The organism is Bombella saccharophila, from assembly GCF_026385475.1.
GTDB classification, from domain to species: Bacteria; Pseudomonadota; Alphaproteobacteria; order Acetobacterales; family Acetobacteraceae; genus Bombella; species Bombella saccharophila.
Map to the genome: position 1 here is coordinate 640,188 of NZ_JANIDW010000001.1, position 16,320 is coordinate 656,507.

Consider the following 16,320-nt stretch of genomic DNA (forward strand, 5'->3'; position numbering starts at 1 on the left):
TATCTTCCGCTTCGCCTCCATGACGGTAAGAGCGAACAACCCAAGCTGCCCGCTCCCCATCATTCTACCACACTATAAAATCAGGCAGCTTTCTGCTTGCTGATATATTCAATCGCGTCATTTACGGTGGCGATTTTCTCTGCAGCATCTTCCGGAATTTCAACGGAGAATGCCTCTTCAAAAGCCATTACAAGCTCAACCGTATCCAGGCTGTCAGCACCGAGATCATCGATGAAGGAAGCATCCGGCTTTACCTTATCTTCCTCAACACCCAAATGCTCGACGACGATCTTCTTCACCTTGTCAGCGATTTCGTTGCTCATCTGTCTTAAATCCTTACTACCCTACTGGGTTTGCTTAAGAAAAAAACCTGCCCGATTTAAAGCCATACTCTGATCTTCGTCAGGCAAAGCAGGGCGCGCTTAGCACGTTTTCTGATAAACGCCAAACTTTTCAGACCATGGCCATCCCACCATTAACATGAAGTGTCGTACCCGTCACCCACCCAGCCTCATCTGAGGCTAGGTAAACCACGGCTCCCGCCACATCTTCTGGTTTGCCCATACGCCCAAGCGGGATATTGCTTGTTAATTTCTCACGCACAGAGTCTGGTAGGGCATCCGTCATAGCGGTCTCGACAAAACCGGGGGCTACAACATTAACCGTTACCCCACGACGCCCAGCCTCTTGAGCAAGGGATTTGCTCATCCCAACAAGGCCAGCCTTAGCCGCTGCGTAATTGGCCTGACCGGGATTGCCGATTGTCCCTACGATGGAGGAAATAGAAATAATCCGCCCGCTCCGCCGCCGTTGCATGCCCTTTAAGGCCGCACGGGCGAGGCGAAATGGGCTCTCCAAATCCACCTTGAGCACCTGCGTCCAATCTTCATCTTTCATCCGTACTGCCAAAGTATCCCGCGTCAGACCAGCATTATTGACGAGAATATCCAAGGGATGCCCCGCTGCCTCCTCTGCACGGCTGACAAGCTCATCTGCGGCTGTGGCATCAGAGAGATTGGCTGTCACAATATGAACACGCTCTTGCCCTAGAGTCGCAGCGACCTCCTGCAAGGCCCCCTCACGCGTGCCACTGAGGACTACAATAGCACCGCGCTCATGTAGCTGGCGTGCAATGGCGGCACCAATCCCGCCAGATGCCCCCGTAATCAATGCCATTTTACCTGATAAAGAAAACATCGCTTATTCCTCTTAAAACGTCTTCAACATCGCTTCAATTTCTGCCGGGGTTCCGGCATGGTCGGCTGATAAATCCGGTACGATGCGGCGTGCAAGCCCTGTCAGCACCTTACCAGCCCCTAGCTCATGCTGGTTTGTAATAGCTTTATCAGCCATAGCGAGAACCGTCTCCCGCCACCGTACACGTCCAGTTACTTGTTGCACTAATAAAGACCGAATCTCATCCGGTTGGGAGACGATCGCAGCAGTCACATTAGCGATAACCGGAATCTCTGCTGGATGAAGTTCTGCCTGTGCCAAGGCCTCCTTCATCTCCTGCGCGGCTGGAGCCATCAGGGAAGAATGGAAGGGAGCGGATACCGGCAATTTGACAACGCGGCGGATACCCCGCGCTTTTGCTGCCTCCATGGCGCGCTCTATTGCCGCTATATGACCAGAAAGAACAATCTGACCACCGCCATTGTCATTAGCAATTTCTAACACGTCCCCTTTGGCACATTCGGCACAAATATTTTGTGCTACATCTGGCTCTACACCTAGGAGAGCAGCCATACCGCCTTGCCCAACAGGGACGGCGCGTTGCATAGCTTGCCCACGCAACCGTAAAAGACGTGCGCCCTCGCTGATCCCCATAACACCAGCGGCAGTTAAAGCGGCATATTCCCCTAAAGAATGACCTGCTAGCACTGCCGCTTTCTCTTTAAGGGCAAACCCACCCTCATGTTCCAAAACACGCACAACGGCCATAGAGACGGCAAATAACGCGGGTTGGGTATTCTCTGTTGCTGTAAGCTCTGCAGCATCCCCCTCGAACATCAACCGAGACAGATTGAAGCTAAGAGCCTCGTCCACTTCCTCAAACACAGCGCGGGCAACGGGGAAGGCCTTATGAAGCTCCGCTCCCATCCCGACAGATTGACTCCCCTGACCGGGGAAAACAAATGCCTGACCTGTCATATTCACTCTCTCCAAACTGCTAGATTATTACCGAGGAATCAGCCGGCCACGCTGCCATGATTCAGCGGCCTCCTCCGGCCCCATACCATCAACGCTCACTGCATAATCCAAAGCACTCATCACTTTATTACTGAGCATCATGATGGATAATTCATCCAACATATCCTCATCCACTTCATCGCGTAGTCCTTTACGCAAAACCAACCGTGCAGTTTGCTCCTGCCCCGCTAAGAGGTCTCCCCCCGGTAGCTCGGCCAGCATATCGGTATGGAAGATAGCGTGAGGCTGCCATAGAGCAATCAATGGGCATTCCCCCGCTTCTTCTGCCTGCTTTACACGCTCTAAAACAGCCTCCGGGGCTAGAACTTCTAGGGGCAATTCTTTAAGCTCCGGCCGGGCTTCCATAGCTTTTTCAAGATAAGGCTGCGCTGCTGCGGTGGTCAGCAAGGAGGTAAACTCCCCCACTGTCCAATTCGCCCCTTTCCCTGCTTTTTTAAGAGCAGAAAGCTTGATTTCTGGATGATATAAACTGCCGAGAATCTCATGACCATGAGCTAATAAAGCATCATCCTGCGGGAACCATGCTGAGACAAGAATATCAACACGCCCCTCATCCAACGCAGCTAAGCGTTCATCTGCGCTTAAATCCGCATAGGCGACATCCTCACCATTCGCCTCGATAACACGGGCCACGCCACTAGCACAGGCAGCATGTAACGCCGTGTAGAGATGACCAATAGTGAGATATGACATAGAAAACTGCCTTACGTTTATAAAAGATGCCTTGGGATAGCTATAGCCTACCCCTTTGTGAAGCCCTTAGCTCTGTTTGCCCACCCACTAAAGGCCTCTATGGAAGATTTGCCCCTAAGAGCTACCAAATTTTAACGCGCTCTTGCGGTGGTAGGTAAAGCGCATCTCCTGCATGAACTGCAAAAGCTTTATACCAGAGGTCGATATTATGAGCGGGCATATTCACCCGGCTACGCGCTGGTGCATGCTCGTTCGATAAGACCTGACGCCGCAGCGCATCGGGGCGGTCCTTCTCGCGCCATACTTGCGCCCAGCCTAAGAACACACGTTGGTCCCCTGTCCAACCATGCAATGGTTGGTCATCCTTACCGTGAAGGCTATTATGATAGGCTTGGAGGGCAAGATTCAGCCCGCCAAGGTCTGCAATATTCTCCCCCATGGTCATCGTGCCATTTACATGCAGCCCCGGTAGAACCTCTTGGGCGTCATATTGCGCCCCGAGCCGTTTTGCTCGTGCCTCAAAAGCCTGTGAAGATGCTTGGCTCCACCAATCATGCAAACGGCCATGCTCATCATAATGACGGCCTTGGTCATCAAAACCATGGCTCATCTCATGGCCAATAACACCGCCAATCCCACCATAATTCACCGCCATATCGCCTTTAGGGTCAAAAAAGGGCGGTTGAAGAATGGCTGCGGGGAAGACAATTTCGTTCTTTACCGGGTCATTATAGGCATTGACGGTTTGTGGCGTCATATCCCATTCGTCCCGGTCCACAGGGCGGTCAAGCTGATGGAGGCGATGCTGCCAATTAAACGCTGCCGCGCGTGAAGCATTGCCATACACATCCCCCGCTCGGACCTCCAAAGCGGAATAATCCCACCATTTCCGCGGGTAGCCAACCTGCATAGCGAAATGATCCAACTTTACCAACGCAGCTTTACGTGTAGGGCTGTCCATCCAGTCATTATGCTCTAGCCGCCAGCGGAAGGCGGTTTTTAGCTCATTAACAAGGTTGGTGATGCGCTCTTTGGCTTCTGGAGGGAAATAATGCTGCACATAAAGCCGTCCTAAAGCCCAACCCATTGCCGTGTTTGTGACACGCACAGCCCGCTTCCAACGGACTGGCTGTTGCGTGATACCGCTTAGCGTACGACCATTAAAAGCAAAGGACGCATCGGAGACATCATGGGACAGATAGGGGGCAGCATTATCGGCGAGATGAAATGCCAGCCATGCCCGCAATGTTGTGCTCTCTGTCCCTGCAATAATCTGCGCCATCGCCGCAATTGAGTGAGGCTCCCGCACATCAATCACACGCTCTGCTAAACCACGCTCCGGCAGTCCCATAGAGCGTAAATAGGTCATCCAATCTATAGAGGGCGCGAGAGTGATGAGATCTTTCACCTTCATCGGGTTGAACATTTTTAATGGGTCACGCGTTTGATCCCGTGGTGTCTCAACCTTCGCGAGGGCTGTCTCTAACTCCATAATAGCAGCGGCGTTATGCTCTGGCTCCGGCCATTGAATAAGCTTGAGCATTTGCAAGATATAAGCCTGATATGCTTGCTTTTGCGGGGCTAATTTAGGGTTTGTATAATAGCTAATGTCAGGCAAGCCCAAGCCACCGCTAATGCCAATACTCATCCCTTGGTCCAGCATTAACATATACCGGGTTGGGTCTGCTTGGTCTTGCTCAATATCCAATGCAAAAGGACTAAACGATAAGGAGCCTGCCGCTGCTCCAAAGAGATGAGCAAAGGAAGGCGCATCTTTTGCAGCTTGGATTTGTGCTAACTCATCATGCAAAGGGGTTATCCCTTGTGCATCCACAGCGGCTTGGTCCAAATAGCTATGGTAAAAGATAGCAAGCTTATGTTGTTCATCATTCTTCCCTGAAGGCGATAAAGACTCCAATAAGCTCCGCTGCCGCGCTTGGGATAACTCAAATAGAATATGAAACGGCCCATAGCTACTCATATCATCGGGGATATGCAACTGCGTGATGTAACGCCCATTAGCGTAGGTGAAGAAATCTTGCCCCGGTGGGGTGGTTGGGTCCATGCCCTCTTGGTCAAACCCCCAGCCATTTTGGTAAGGCTGAATAGATAATGCAGGCTCTTGAGCAAGGCTAGGCGTTACAGCCCCCCCCATAAATCCAGCCCCCATCATCATGAGGATGCTGCCCTGCTTTAATAATTTACGCAATGATAGAGCGTTAACTTTCATCATACCCTCAAGCCTGTTGTGCTAAATAGCGCGCGTAGGATTTCTGCTTCCATGCAATAATTTTATGGAACAGCTTTGCTAACCATGCCTGCATCTTGGAATGTGGTGTCAAACCAGAGGTTTTGAGAATCATCGCTGTTACACGGTCCAGATGCTTCTGCTGATAAAAAGACAAAGCACGCGCCATATAAGCCGCGATGAAGTCTTTATGATTATAATGTGCTTCACCGTGTGTATTCGTAATGTAATAAGCAGTGGCTAATTCATCATCTTCACTTTCCATTACGCGGCTGAGGGCAATCCGCAACCGGAACCAGCGGCCTAATTTTTCACGGTCTAAATAACGGTGCATATTGTCATAAAAAAGCTTGAAATGCCGATATTCGTCAGCGGCTATTTGTTTGCAAACGGCCTTTAAAACGGGTTCATCTGTCGCATCAGCTAGCGCGGTATAAAAGGAGGATGTCCCCGTCTCCACCATACAACGTGCAATCAACTCACCCGTGCGTGAGCCACGGATGGAGGACGAGACATCCGTATCAATTTTATAGGCTTCACGGTAGCGATTAAATGCCTCCCTATAATCCCAATTGGGATCTGCCAGCATCGCCCATTTACCTAACGCATCGCCATGTTGGACTTCTTCTTCAGCCCAATTCTCTGCAGCATCGCGAAAGCCCGAATCATCATGAAAGACATTGCGAAGGTAAATTGTATAATCCCGCGCATTACGCTCCACTACGGAGGCCGCCTTTACCAAAGCAAGGATATCCGGACTCACTTTTGTAGCGTCAAAAGCATCCCAGTCCATTTGGTCGATCTGCCAATGTTTCATACAACCACACTCCTCATACCCATGATGATTATGCAACCATCATGTATTTAGCACACTTTTCAGATGGCATAGCGTGCTCATTTTGGATAGGTGTAGGCAGCTAACTTGGAGAGAAAAGCTTAATGACTGAACAACCCTGCCCTGTGCCGCACGCCCCTCACCTTCGGCATGATTGGACACGAGAGGAAGCAGAAGCCCTATTGGCCCTGCCCTTCCCCGAATTAATCTTCCAAGCGCAACAGGCACATCGTCAGTTTTTTGACCCTACTAAAGTGCAGATATCGACTCTACTTTCCATCAAGAGTGGGGGCTGCCCGGAGGATTGCGCCTACTGCCCACAAAGTGCCCATCACGATAAGCGCATGGAGGCAGAAAAACTCATGCCGTTAGAGCGCGTTATCGCTGATGCCAAACGCTCTAAAGAGGCCGGGGCAGGCCGGTTTTGTATGGGAGCAGCCTGGCGCGCACCTAAAGACCGCGATCTTGATGCCGTATGCCGCATGGTAGAAGAGGTAAAAGCTTTGGGTCTTGAGACATGCCTAACCATTGGGATGCTTACCCCTAGCCAGTCTGCACGGTTAAAGGATGCCGGGTTGGATTATTACAACCATAATCTTGATACGTCAGAGGATTTTTACGGCAAGATTATCACCACACGCACCTACCAAGAGCGTTTGGATACGCTGGCGAATGTGCGTGATGCGGGGATTAAAATCTGTTGTGGCGGGATTATCGGCATGGGCGAAGATAGCCAAGACCGTGCCGGATTGCTCACTACCTTAGCAACTTTACCAACACACCCAGAAAGTGTGCCGATTAATCTCCTTGTCCGCGTGGAGGGCACTCCCCTAGCTGATGAAGAGACTGTGGATCCCATTACTTTTGCCCGTGTCATTGCCACAGCACGCATTATGATGCCTGCAAGCCATGTACGCCTTGCCGCAGGGCGTGAAAATATGTCCGAATCCACACACGCGCTCTGCTTCCTCGCTGGGGCCAACTCTATCTTCTGGGGAGAAAAACTCCTTACTACACCCAATCCTGCCCAGAACCGTGATACCAAACTCCTGGCCATGCTGGGCATGACGCCTATGGTCCACGCTTAATAGCCCCCAACAGGCTCTCATTTTTATTTGGGAGCCTGTTTTCTAAAACAATCACGGGGTGGATTGTGTCTTTTGACTATCCACCACTTGTTGAAGGAGATTACGTGCCTCTTCCTTCTGTCCCATGGCCTCTAAAGCCTGGGCCTGCAGTCTGAGTGCGCGCCGCATTGATTCGTAATTCAACGCTTCTTCTCGACTTTGCGCAAGACTATGTGCATCATCCGCGGCACGCTGCCACTGTTGATCCATCAACTCTCTATAAACAAGCAATTCTCGCAAATTCGTCTTATCCCGCAGGTCATGACTTGTAGAAAGATGTGTAATAGATTCTTCCAGTTGAGGCCTATCCTGCAATATAGCAGCATCTAAACCAGCTACAGCATAAGCTTCTGCCTGGATATCACTATCTCTACTATTACGTGCCAAATTGGCTTCTGTTAAAGAATCGTGCCAGCGCCTCTGCTCATAAAAAACACTGGCACGAATTAGGTGTAAACCGGCCTGTTGTGCGTCTGTCCAGCCGCGCACGGTAAGGGCCTGCATCACTTTTTGAACGGTGGCAAGGCAGTCCTGAAAAGCTTTTAAACGCAACTCACTCAGGGCCAGATTAAAACCTGCATCGTAAATGGCCTGCGTATTATTAGCCAGCAAAGCCCTATCCAACGCAGCTTTATATTGCTGCCGGGCAGGCTTTATATGTTCTAAGGAAAATATGCTATTCCCAACATCCATTGCATTTTTATAGCGCGGATCGTTCCATCCTTTTTGATCCCCCCCGCCTCCAAAACACCCTGCGAGCGCTCCTACTATAAACAACGCAAAACCAGGAAGCAGCCACGACCTCATGGCTTTACCTCCCGTGCTGGAAGGCGACGCGTTTGAGATTTTTTATGGTTCCCATGCCCACCAAGGAACCACAAACCACGTAACTGCTCGCTCAACTGTCTAAGACTTTCCGCTGTTGCTTCAGCCTCAGCCAAAACAGACGGTAACTGCTCAGTTGCTTCTGCAACATTATGAATTGTTCGATTGACATCTGGGACCGAATTTTTAAAGCCATTTGTCATATTATTTACGTTCTTCATCGTGCCATTAGCTTCATCTAAAGTGATCTGAAGCTTACGCTCTAGTGGCTGAACATTCTCAATCGCTTGGTTCAGACTGAGAAGAATCGCGTTAATATGATCAGCTGTTTCCTCCCGCGTTAACAGTGCCCCGGCTGTTCCCTTACCCGCGTGTAAATCCGTCATAATATCACGTGCTTGCTTCGTAATATCCTGAACATTACTCATAGCTGGAAGAAGGCTCGCACGTAGGTCTGTTAAGGTTTGAATGATCATATCGGCCGGATTGGGATCAATATTTGTGTTTAAAACTGCGTAGCCCCAATTTAACGGCTGGCCTTGCCCACGACTAATTTCGATATATCCCGCACCGGTTACCACTAGACGTCTCTTAATAGTGGCAATGCTATCGCTACGGATATAACGCTCAAAATGTGGCTCAATCGTCCCTTCAGCATACATCCGACCAGACTCATTAAGGTCTAGTTTGCGTATCTCTCCAACACGCACCCCCATAACCTCAATATCATTATTAACTGCCAACCCCGCTACACCACTCTCTGGCAAGACAAAGTGAATACGTCCAGCAGGCGTCAACCATTGCTTCAATAAGCCCGCCTCCACTAGGGTCGCTGTTAGGATTACAATGGCAATTAAGACCAACAATCCCACCCATTCATCAACAAAAGTGCTTCGAAATAAGGGAGCAGACAAACCCGTCTGGCGACGTAAACGCAGGGAACGCATCATTCATCTCTCACTTTAAGAGTCCATTATCACCTAGACGAAAACGTTGCATGCCTTGCTGAATATAGCCTGACCATGCAGAGCGCTCCGCCCCGATCCATATAACCGCACAGCCTCGTTCTCTTGCTGCTGTCAACTCAGTAAAAAACGCATTATAGAGCTCAACCGGCGCAGTAAGACTGACGGGATTTTCCAATAAAAGCAAGGAGGGTCTATTCATAAAGGCCCTCACATATTCCGACCTCTTTCTATCAAGTACAGAAAGTTTTTCCGGTAATTGCGTAGGCAAACCAGGCAAACCAAATGATTGACATAATTTAACTGCCTCTCCCACTAAGGTATCATAGGGTGCGCGACTATGGTGTAAGCTTGGCCATAGAATATTGAGATGCATCTCATACAAGTCGATCCAGCCGCTCTCAGCTGTAATACGCCCTATACGACCACGTAATGCGTTAGCCCTACGTTCATCAAGATCCGACCAATCCAGCCCCATACAACTGACAGCGCCACGTCTCTTTCTTGTTGCTGGATCCTCTTTAACGGGCAAAATACCTGCACAAAAATCCGTAAACTGAGCTGCCCGAAATTCATCCCGGCATTCTATAAAAACACACTCGCCCGGCTCGACAAAAAGATTATATTTTACTGGGGGGAGTCCTGTAGAATCTGATGCAGGAACAGCTTCATCCAGTTTCAGGACAAAGTCATAATCTCTTCCTGTTCCACTGGGGTCATCTGCCATTAAAAACTCCCCAAAATTACGTCAATGACCACATTAATGACCAATACAGACATAATCCCCCGCGAGAACCCTCGGGGCATCAATGTTGTTAAATTATCCTCAGCCGTTATATCAATGCCTGAAAGACAACAACACAACCCTACACTTGACCCACTCAATAAAAACTTCAAAGGGATACCTATATAATCCACCAATTGCATACTATTAACAACTTCGAAAAGGAAAGACCAAATAGATACTGTAACAATCCCTTTGACCCAGCATGCTACATAACCCGTCGCTAACGCGATCGCACCAAAAAGCGTTCCGAGCGTGATTCCTCCCACAGTCATCGCAATAGTTCGCGGGACAACGAAAATTAAAAAGGGATCAACCCCCATCCCATTGAGCGAACTCAAACGCCCCCCTTTGGTTAGGCCTCCCATTTCTGTCAGCATTAACATGCCAGAACGACCCAATAAAATAACGCCGACCAATATGGGTGCCATTTCCCGCAAAAGAACACTAGATAACAAACCACCTGTCATCTGAGACATTCCAGCGAAGCCGAGCCAATACACAGCTTGCGACACCAAACCAAACCCCGTAAGGCAAGCCACTACGACAACACTAAAAAAACCACCCGCAACCAACTGCCGCAAACTACGACGGAACTCAATGATCACAGTGCGACGCCACGCGCTAGGATGTAGTATGCTGTAAAAGACACCCCATCCGCCACCAATGACAATAAGAAAAAAACGAGGCAAGGAGCGGGCAAAACGCCCAAGTAGGGCTAACCCGATATGGAGTATAGAGAATCGCTCAGAGAAGTTCATTTTTTAACTACCATTCCAACATCCCCCTTACCTGCCAAAATATAGCTGTTAGCTATGCCACTCCCAGGTAAAAAGAACTCCCCCCGTAGCCGGAATAAGAACAATCCCTGCAAAATCTGATAAGCACGATCGGAAACCTGTATTTGCCCTCCATCTGGCGCATTATGTGCAAGGGCACCAGCCATGGTCAGCCCCTCTCCCCACAAATTAAAGACATCACGATTCTTCCCAAGATGAGCAACCAACACCGCTCCTACATCAATTCCAATACGGAACATAAGTCGCGTATTCATATGAGAAATAATCATCAAGCAAACTTCGCGAATACCAATCGCGGCGTCCGCTAAATTTGCCGCTCCCTCTGAATCAAGCGTTTGAGAACAACTCCCCAAAAAGATGAACCGATTACCAGCCACCTGTACAGAAAAGAGATTATGCTCTCGTGCAATAGATTGAATCTTGTCCGTTAGCTCGCCTACCAAGTCTAGCATAGCGCGAGCGGCATCATGATTTGAGGAATAGGCTTCTGAGAATTCCAAAACCATAATCGGTACACTTGGGTACAAACCTGGCTCTGGCATATTGGTTGGATTAGAACTGTCTGTATTAGAACGTAAAAGGAAACCTTCTATAACCCGCAATTGGGGCCTCGCCGACCGTGAGGCAGACGGCGAAGGCGTTGTAGAAGTTCGGACAGAATCCTCCTTGTTGCCTTCTTCCTCCTGCACCTGTCCAAACCGCACCGCTAGGACGGATGCGATTAACATAACAACACGTTCCGCCTCAGTGAGTTGAATAGGGTCTTCAAGCATAATCGCCCCGACGAGGCGATGCTCTTCCATAACAGGCAGCAAAAAGAGATGATGGGTATCGATCATGCGCATGACAACACGCTGTACACTTTGTAAACGCGGATCTTCTTCTGCATTAGGAACATCTACAGGATGACCACCTTCAAGACACTCAAATAAACCTGGATGGCCTGTCCGCGTTAGCTCCATACCAAGCCGATGGGCATTACGATCACGATCAAACATATCTTCACACAGAAGCCTGTCACCATCAGAAAGTAATCTCCAAATACTAGCGCGTCGTGATACTGATCTTTCAGATAAAGCCTCACATAAGTAAGGCTGCTCTTGTTTTGGATTTAATAAACCAACTGTATTAATAATTTTAAGGAGAATAATATTATCTTCTTTTTTTTCCTCACCAAACGTCCCCAACTCTTTTTGTAGACGTTCTACCCGTCGACCTTGATAAATCAACCCTGCAGCCAGCACCAAAGCCAAACCAACAATAATAACAGAGAAATAAACAGTTTGATGTTTTACAACCTGTGTAAAATTAGCAAAGTCACCCTCTGGCGCATTAAGTAATAAAACCCAAGACCGTTTTGCTAAGGGCATCGCCGCTGCGATTGTAACGTAACTTGTCCCACGTGCATGGACAATGCCTGAGCCATCCCCCATAACGCGAAATACATCTAAAGCACGAACAAAAACAGGCTGTGTCTTTGGGTCTAAACTAACATTGGCGGCATCAAAACCAGGTTTACCAATATCAGCCATATTATGACCTGCAATCACATGGCCATCCAAATCTACAATTACGGCCTGTCCACTTTTGCCAACTTTAAGACTATTTACAAACTTGGTGAGCTGATTAAGAGAAATATTAATTGCAAAGACAATTTTATGACCATCTAAGGCTTGGAAAGCTAATGAAGCTGTTACGATAAATTGACGTGTTGAAAGATGCAAATAAGGTGCCGTCCAAAATAAACGACGATCAGGCGTTCTACTTTCACGCTCTACAGCCTTTTTATACCAAAGACGCAAGCGAGGGTCATATCCTTCAGCCGAAAAACGATCCGTCGAGATAAAGCGACCATCTTTATCCGTCACTTTATGACGGTAATAAGGAGCGCCATCCTCAATCTGCATAGTTGTTTCTTCATAGGCATTATCACGCCGGCTTGCCATCCAAAAATGACCTTGATCATCAGCCAGATAAAAACTATCAACATGCGGCATATCCCGCAAAACTGAGCGACCAAGCGTCATAAACGTAGCTGCATTTTGCTTAATATCATCGCCTGTCAGCATATTGCTTGCCATGAAGGAAATTCCCGTGGCCGGCGAAAGATAATGGCTAACTTCTTCTGTAATATATCGCTGTTGACTACGCAGCAAATTACGGGAGAGCGTGATTGCTCCTTCCCGCATGGTGCGATAGGTATAGAGTGTCACTAAAGCAATGGTCACGATGACGAGAATGACACCCAAAATCGGCCCAATAAATTGGAAAAGCTGCCAACGCCGTCCGGTGGTATCAATAGCGGGATCAACGATTTCATCTGTTAACAAGGCTCAAAAATCCCTTCTGATCATCCGACACACAGATATGATCTCTTCTTGTATCGCACCCTCAAATGAGGTGAAACTCTCTCTTCTTGATATTCCACTATTATGCGGACACTGATGAAGCGCAACCATCTTTCACACCGTTCTGTCATTTCTTTTACCGGAAGTGAACGGGCTATTTTCCTCCAAGGGTTGGTAACGAATGACGTTCTTGCTCTTGCCCCGCAACAAAGCTGTTGGACAGCCTTGTTAAATGCTCAAGGGCGTATACAAGCACTCTTCTACCTCTGGAAAGCGGATGATATCTTATTCCTAGACATCGCCACCGAACATGCTGAGACAATCATCAAAACCCTAAACCGTTTTCGCTTACGCGCAGATGTACAAATAGAGCTAACAAACTACAGCATTCTCACTGGCCCGGTTGAAACGCCACCACCACAACAGGCGATCCTCGCTGTAAGTGATCCTCGGCACCTTGCTCTTGGGTGGAGAGCTATTTGTCCTCACCCCATTATTGAAGCCACGGCTGCAAGAGATAATGACTTAATAACACGTCGTCTAATGATTGGCGTCCCTGATGATGCGGACATCATACCCGGCCAAACGCTCGTATTAGAAGCGAATATGGATTATTTGCATGGTGTCTCGTGGGAGAAAGGCTGTTACCTCGGCCAAGAGGTCACCGCTCGTACCCATTATCGTGGGCTTATCAAAAAGCGGATTTTGCCGATTTCATCACGAGATGGGACACCCCTCCCTGCTGAGGCAGCTATCACGCTTAATGGGCAAGAGGTAGGGGAACTCCGCTCCTATCACGGCTCTCACGGTCTTGCTCTGCTCCATCGCCGTGCTTGGGAGGCGACTAACCTTATGCTCGGACTATGCCCCATCACACTTAATTGGCCAGATTGGCTACCCCGTGAGGAGATGAAACATGACACAGCAGGCCAATAAAGCGGAATGGGTCCCTATAGTCGCGCCTATTTTGACAGAGCTTTTGGGAAAAGTTCGCTTTAATGAGCAAGGGCTTATCAGTGCCATTGCTCAAGATGATAGCAGAAACGTCCTTATGCTCGCTTGGATGAATCGAGAGGCCCTAGCAGAAACACTCACAACGGGGCGGGTTTGTTATTATTCACGCAGCCGCAAAACACTCTGGCGTAAAGGGGAAAGCTCTGGCCAAGTGCAGCATCTTCTTGCTGCTACGCTAGATTGTGATTCAGATTGTCTCTTGCTGACTGTAAGGCAAAAAGGTGTGGCCTGCCATACAGGGCGGCATAGCTGTTTTTATAACGCCCTTACCCCTACCGGCCTCATAGAACTTACCGAGCCAGACATCACACCAGATGCCCTGTATGGGGTAAAAACATCATCATAAAAGGAAAATCCCCTTCCTCTTATACAACAGGAAGGGGATTTTTTATAATAAGGACCTTACAGCAAGCCCTTAGCGTGATGAGCGAGGTGATCTTTCACAAAGCTCTGCACAAACCAATAGGAATGGTCATAGCCTTTATGGCGACGTAGGATGAGGGCTTGGCCTACCTTCGCGGCCGCTTCCTCCAACAAATCAGGGCGTAAGCGGTCGAGGAACTCATCATCTGTACCCTGATCAACCAGCAAAGGCCCGGGATGAGTCTTCCCTGCGGCTAAAAGTAAACAAGGGTCATATTGCCCCCATTCAGCCTCATAGCCCCCAAAATAAGCCTTTGTGACTTTCTGGCCCCATTCGACACGCGCAGGGGCAGAAATAGGCGCAAAAGCGGAGATCGTTTGCCAAGCAGAGGCATCCCCCAACGCAATGGCTAACGCCCCCATCCCGCCCATAGAATGACCCATAATGCCACGGCATCCCGCTTTAAGGGGAAAATGGGCTTCCATCAAAGCAGGAAGCTCTTTGCGGATATAGGAGCCCATACGATAATGAGCTGCCCAAGGGTCCGCAGTGGCGTCCAGATAATAACCAGCCGCTGTTCCTAAGTCGTAAGCCTCATCTTCCCCCGCGACATCTGCGCCACGTGGAGAAGTATCAGGCGCAATAAGGGCCAAGCCATGCGCTGCCGCATAGCGGATGGCATTGCTTTTAATCAAAAACGTATCTTGGTCGCATGTCAGCCCAGCCAGACAATACACAGCCGGGACAGCCGCGCCCGCCACGGCCCTTTCTGGGAGGAAAAGATTAACCCGCGCTGGTAAGCCTAGCTCACGGGACTGATGGGAGAGGAAGCGTACTTCTCCCCCACAGCATGCATGGCTCTCAAGAAGTGTGAAAGGATTTGCCGTCATAATCTGTAATTCACGACATTACGAATCCCTTCGCCGCGCCCCATCATGTCAAAACCTTTATTGATGTCCTCTAGCTTCATCTCATGGGTGATGAGGTCATCAATATTGATGCGTCCTTCCATGTACCAATCAACAATTTTGGGCACATCCGTCCGGCCACGCGCGCCCCCAAAGGCAGAACCAATCCAACGCCGACCTGTCACAAGCTGGAAGGGACGCGTGCTAATTTCTTCCCCCGCACCGGCAACACCAATCACGCAGGAAACACCCCAACCGCGATGGGCACTCTCTAGGGCCTGACGCATGAGGCTAACATTACCCACACATTCGAACGTATAATCCGCCCCACCATTGGTCAGCTCAATTAAGTGCGCAACAAGGTCACCCTTCTCACCAAGCTCTTTAGGATTCACAAAATCTGTCATCCCAAACTTACGGGCAATGGCCTCACGCTCTGGGTTCACATCAATACCGATGATGCGGTTTGCCCCGACCATTTTAGCCCCTTGGATGACATTCAGCCCAATACCGCCGAGGCCAAACACAGCCACGGTGGAGCCTGCTTCAACCTTCGCCGTAAATAATACCGCGCCGATACCCGTGGTCACACCGCAGCCAATATAGCAAACTTTATCAAACGGTGCGTCAGAGCGAATCTTTGCCAAAGCAATCTCCGGCATGACCGTGAAATTAGCAAAGGTAGAGCAGCCCATATAATGATGAACAGGCTTCCCTTTATAGGAAAAACGTGTCGTCCCATCAGGCATAAGGCCCTTGCCCTGTGTGCTGCGGATAGACGTGCACAGATTCGTCTTACGAGAAAGGCAAGACGGACATTCCCGACATTCCGGCGTGTAAAGAGGAATGACGTGGTCGCCAGGTCTCAGATGCTTCACACCTGCGCCTACCTCACGCACAACCCCTGCACCCTCATGCCCCAAGATAGAGGGGAACAGCCCCTCCGGGTCTTTACCGGAGAGTGTATATTTATCCGTATGGCATAGCCCGGTAGCCATCAGCTCTACCAAAACTTCCCCTTCGCGAGGGCCTTCAAGCTGAACAGTATCGACAACCAGCGGCTGTCCTGCTTCTAAAGCGATTGCAGCGCGAACATCCATTGCGTAATTACCTTATCTCAACAGTTTCTGTTATCTGGATTGTGCCACAGAATGAGCGGGCTTCAAGCCCTGATGTCATCACTGCTAATTATGTG

General features: G+C 49.3%; 16 protein-coding genes. 3 read left to right on the top strand and 13 right to left on the bottom strand.

What is annotated here, in order from left to right:
* Window positions 1-80: 80 nt before the first annotated feature.
* From NQF64_RS02850 to NQF64_RS02875, 6 genes are all read right to left on the bottom strand, one after another.
* Entirely contained in the window at window positions 81-323 is a 243-nt protein-coding gene (locus NQF64_RS02850) for an acyl carrier protein (protein ID WP_099027300.1), read from the bottom strand.
* A gap of 130 nt (window positions 324-453) precedes the next feature.
* Window positions 454-1,197 (bottom strand): 3-oxoacyl-[acyl-carrier-protein] reductase, encoded by a 744-nt coding sequence (gene fabG, locus NQF64_RS02855; protein ID WP_099027299.1) that lies wholly within the window; start codon window positions 1,195-1,197, stop codon window positions 454-456.
* Window positions 1,198-1,209: 12 nt separating this feature from the next.
* Entirely contained in the window at window positions 1,210-2,154 is a 945-nt protein-coding gene (gene fabD, locus NQF64_RS02860) for an ACP S-malonyltransferase (protein WP_266106396.1), read from the bottom strand.
* Between the two features lie 27 nt (window positions 2,155-2,181).
* Window positions 2,182-2,907 carry a glycine betaine ABC transporter substrate-binding protein gene (locus tag NQF64_RS02865; RefSeq protein ID WP_266106397.1) on the bottom strand — a complete coding sequence of 242 codons (726 nt, stop codon included), beginning with the start codon at window positions 2,905-2,907 and terminating at the stop codon, window positions 2,182-2,184.
* Window positions 2,908-3,028: 121 nt separating this feature from the next.
* The gene (locus NQF64_RS02870; protein ID WP_407651785.1) at window positions 3,029-5,140 is read right to left on the bottom strand and encodes a M13 family metallopeptidase; all 2,112 of its coding nucleotides are present in this window, start codon (window positions 5,138-5,140) and stop codon (window positions 3,029-3,031) included.
* A 4-nt stretch (window positions 5,141-5,144) separates the two neighbouring features.
* Window positions 5,145-5,972 (bottom strand): acyl-ACP desaturase, encoded by an 828-nt coding sequence (locus NQF64_RS02875; protein ID WP_099027295.1) that lies wholly within the window; start codon window positions 5,970-5,972, stop codon window positions 5,145-5,147.
* Window positions 5,973-6,094: 122 nt separating this feature from the next.
* Between NQF64_RS02875 and bioB the strand changes: the two genes are divergently transcribed.
* Window positions 6,095-7,078 carry a biotin synthase BioB gene (gene bioB / locus NQF64_RS02880; protein WP_099027294.1) on the top strand — a complete coding sequence of 328 codons (984 nt, stop codon included), beginning with the start codon at window positions 6,095-6,097 and terminating at the stop codon, window positions 7,076-7,078.
* 51 nt (window positions 7,079-7,129) lie between these two features.
* Here bioB and NQF64_RS02885 read toward each other — a convergent pair whose 3' ends face one another.
* Genes NQF64_RS02885 through NQF64_RS02905 form a run of 5 tightly spaced genes read right to left on the bottom strand, consistent with a single transcriptional unit; the run spans window position 7,130 to window position 12,821 of the window.
* Window positions 7,130-7,924, bottom strand: a complete 795-nt coding sequence (locus NQF64_RS02885) for a hypothetical protein (RefSeq protein WP_266106398.1) — start codon at window positions 7,922-7,924, stop codon at window positions 7,130-7,132.
* On the bottom strand, window positions 7,921-8,892 hold the full coding sequence (locus tag NQF64_RS02890; protein WP_266106399.1) for an MlaD family protein: 972 nt from the start codon (window positions 8,890-8,892) through the stop codon (window positions 7,921-7,923). Before NQF64_RS02890 ends, NQF64_RS02885 begins: the two co-directional genes overlap by 4 nt.
* 7 nt (window positions 8,893-8,899) lie before the next feature.
* Window positions 8,900-9,634 (bottom strand): P-loop NTPase family protein, encoded by a 735-nt coding sequence (locus tag NQF64_RS02895; protein ID WP_266106400.1) that lies wholly within the window; start codon window positions 9,632-9,634, stop codon window positions 8,900-8,902.
* Window positions 9,634-10,452, bottom strand: a complete 819-nt coding sequence (locus NQF64_RS02900; RefSeq protein WP_099027291.1) for an MlaE family ABC transporter permease — start codon at window positions 10,450-10,452, stop codon at window positions 9,634-9,636. The genes NQF64_RS02895 and NQF64_RS02900 overlap by 1 nt, the downstream gene beginning before the upstream one ends.
* Window positions 10,449-12,821, bottom strand: coding sequence for an adenylate/guanylate cyclase domain-containing protein (locus NQF64_RS02905; protein WP_266106401.1), 2,373 nt, complete (start codon window positions 12,819-12,821; stop codon window positions 10,449-10,451). The genes NQF64_RS02900 and NQF64_RS02905 overlap by 4 nt, the downstream gene beginning before the upstream one ends.
* Before the next feature lie 102 nt (window positions 12,822-12,923).
* Here NQF64_RS02905 and ygfZ point away from each other — a divergent pair, with 102 nt between their 5' ends.
* Together ygfZ and hisI are read left to right on the top strand one after the other, a co-directional pair.
* A complete protein-coding gene (gene ygfZ, locus NQF64_RS02910) occupies window positions 12,924-13,775 on the top strand; it encodes a CAF17-like 4Fe-4S cluster assembly/insertion protein YgfZ (protein WP_266106402.1) in 852 nt (283 codons plus the stop codon).
* Window positions 13,756-14,199 (top strand): phosphoribosyl-AMP cyclohydrolase, encoded by a 444-nt coding sequence (gene hisI / locus NQF64_RS02915; RefSeq protein ID WP_266106403.1) that lies wholly within the window; start codon window positions 13,756-13,758, stop codon window positions 14,197-14,199. Before ygfZ ends, hisI begins: the two co-directional genes overlap by 20 nt.
* Window positions 14,200-14,255: 56 nt before the next feature.
* On the opposite strand, the gene fghA is transcribed toward hisI, so the two are convergent.
* Both fghA and NQF64_RS02925 read right to left on the bottom strand, forming a co-directional pair.
* Entirely contained in the window at window positions 14,256-15,107 is an 852-nt protein-coding gene (gene fghA / locus NQF64_RS02920; protein WP_266106404.1) for an S-formylglutathione hydrolase, read from the bottom strand.
* Complete coding sequence (locus tag NQF64_RS02925; RefSeq protein ID WP_099027286.1) at window positions 15,104-16,225, bottom strand: S-(hydroxymethyl)glutathione dehydrogenase/class III alcohol dehydrogenase; 1,122 nt, start codon at window positions 16,223-16,225, stop codon at window positions 15,104-15,106. Before NQF64_RS02925 ends, fghA begins: the two co-directional genes overlap by 4 nt.
* Window positions 16,226-16,320: the final 95 nt, after the last annotated feature.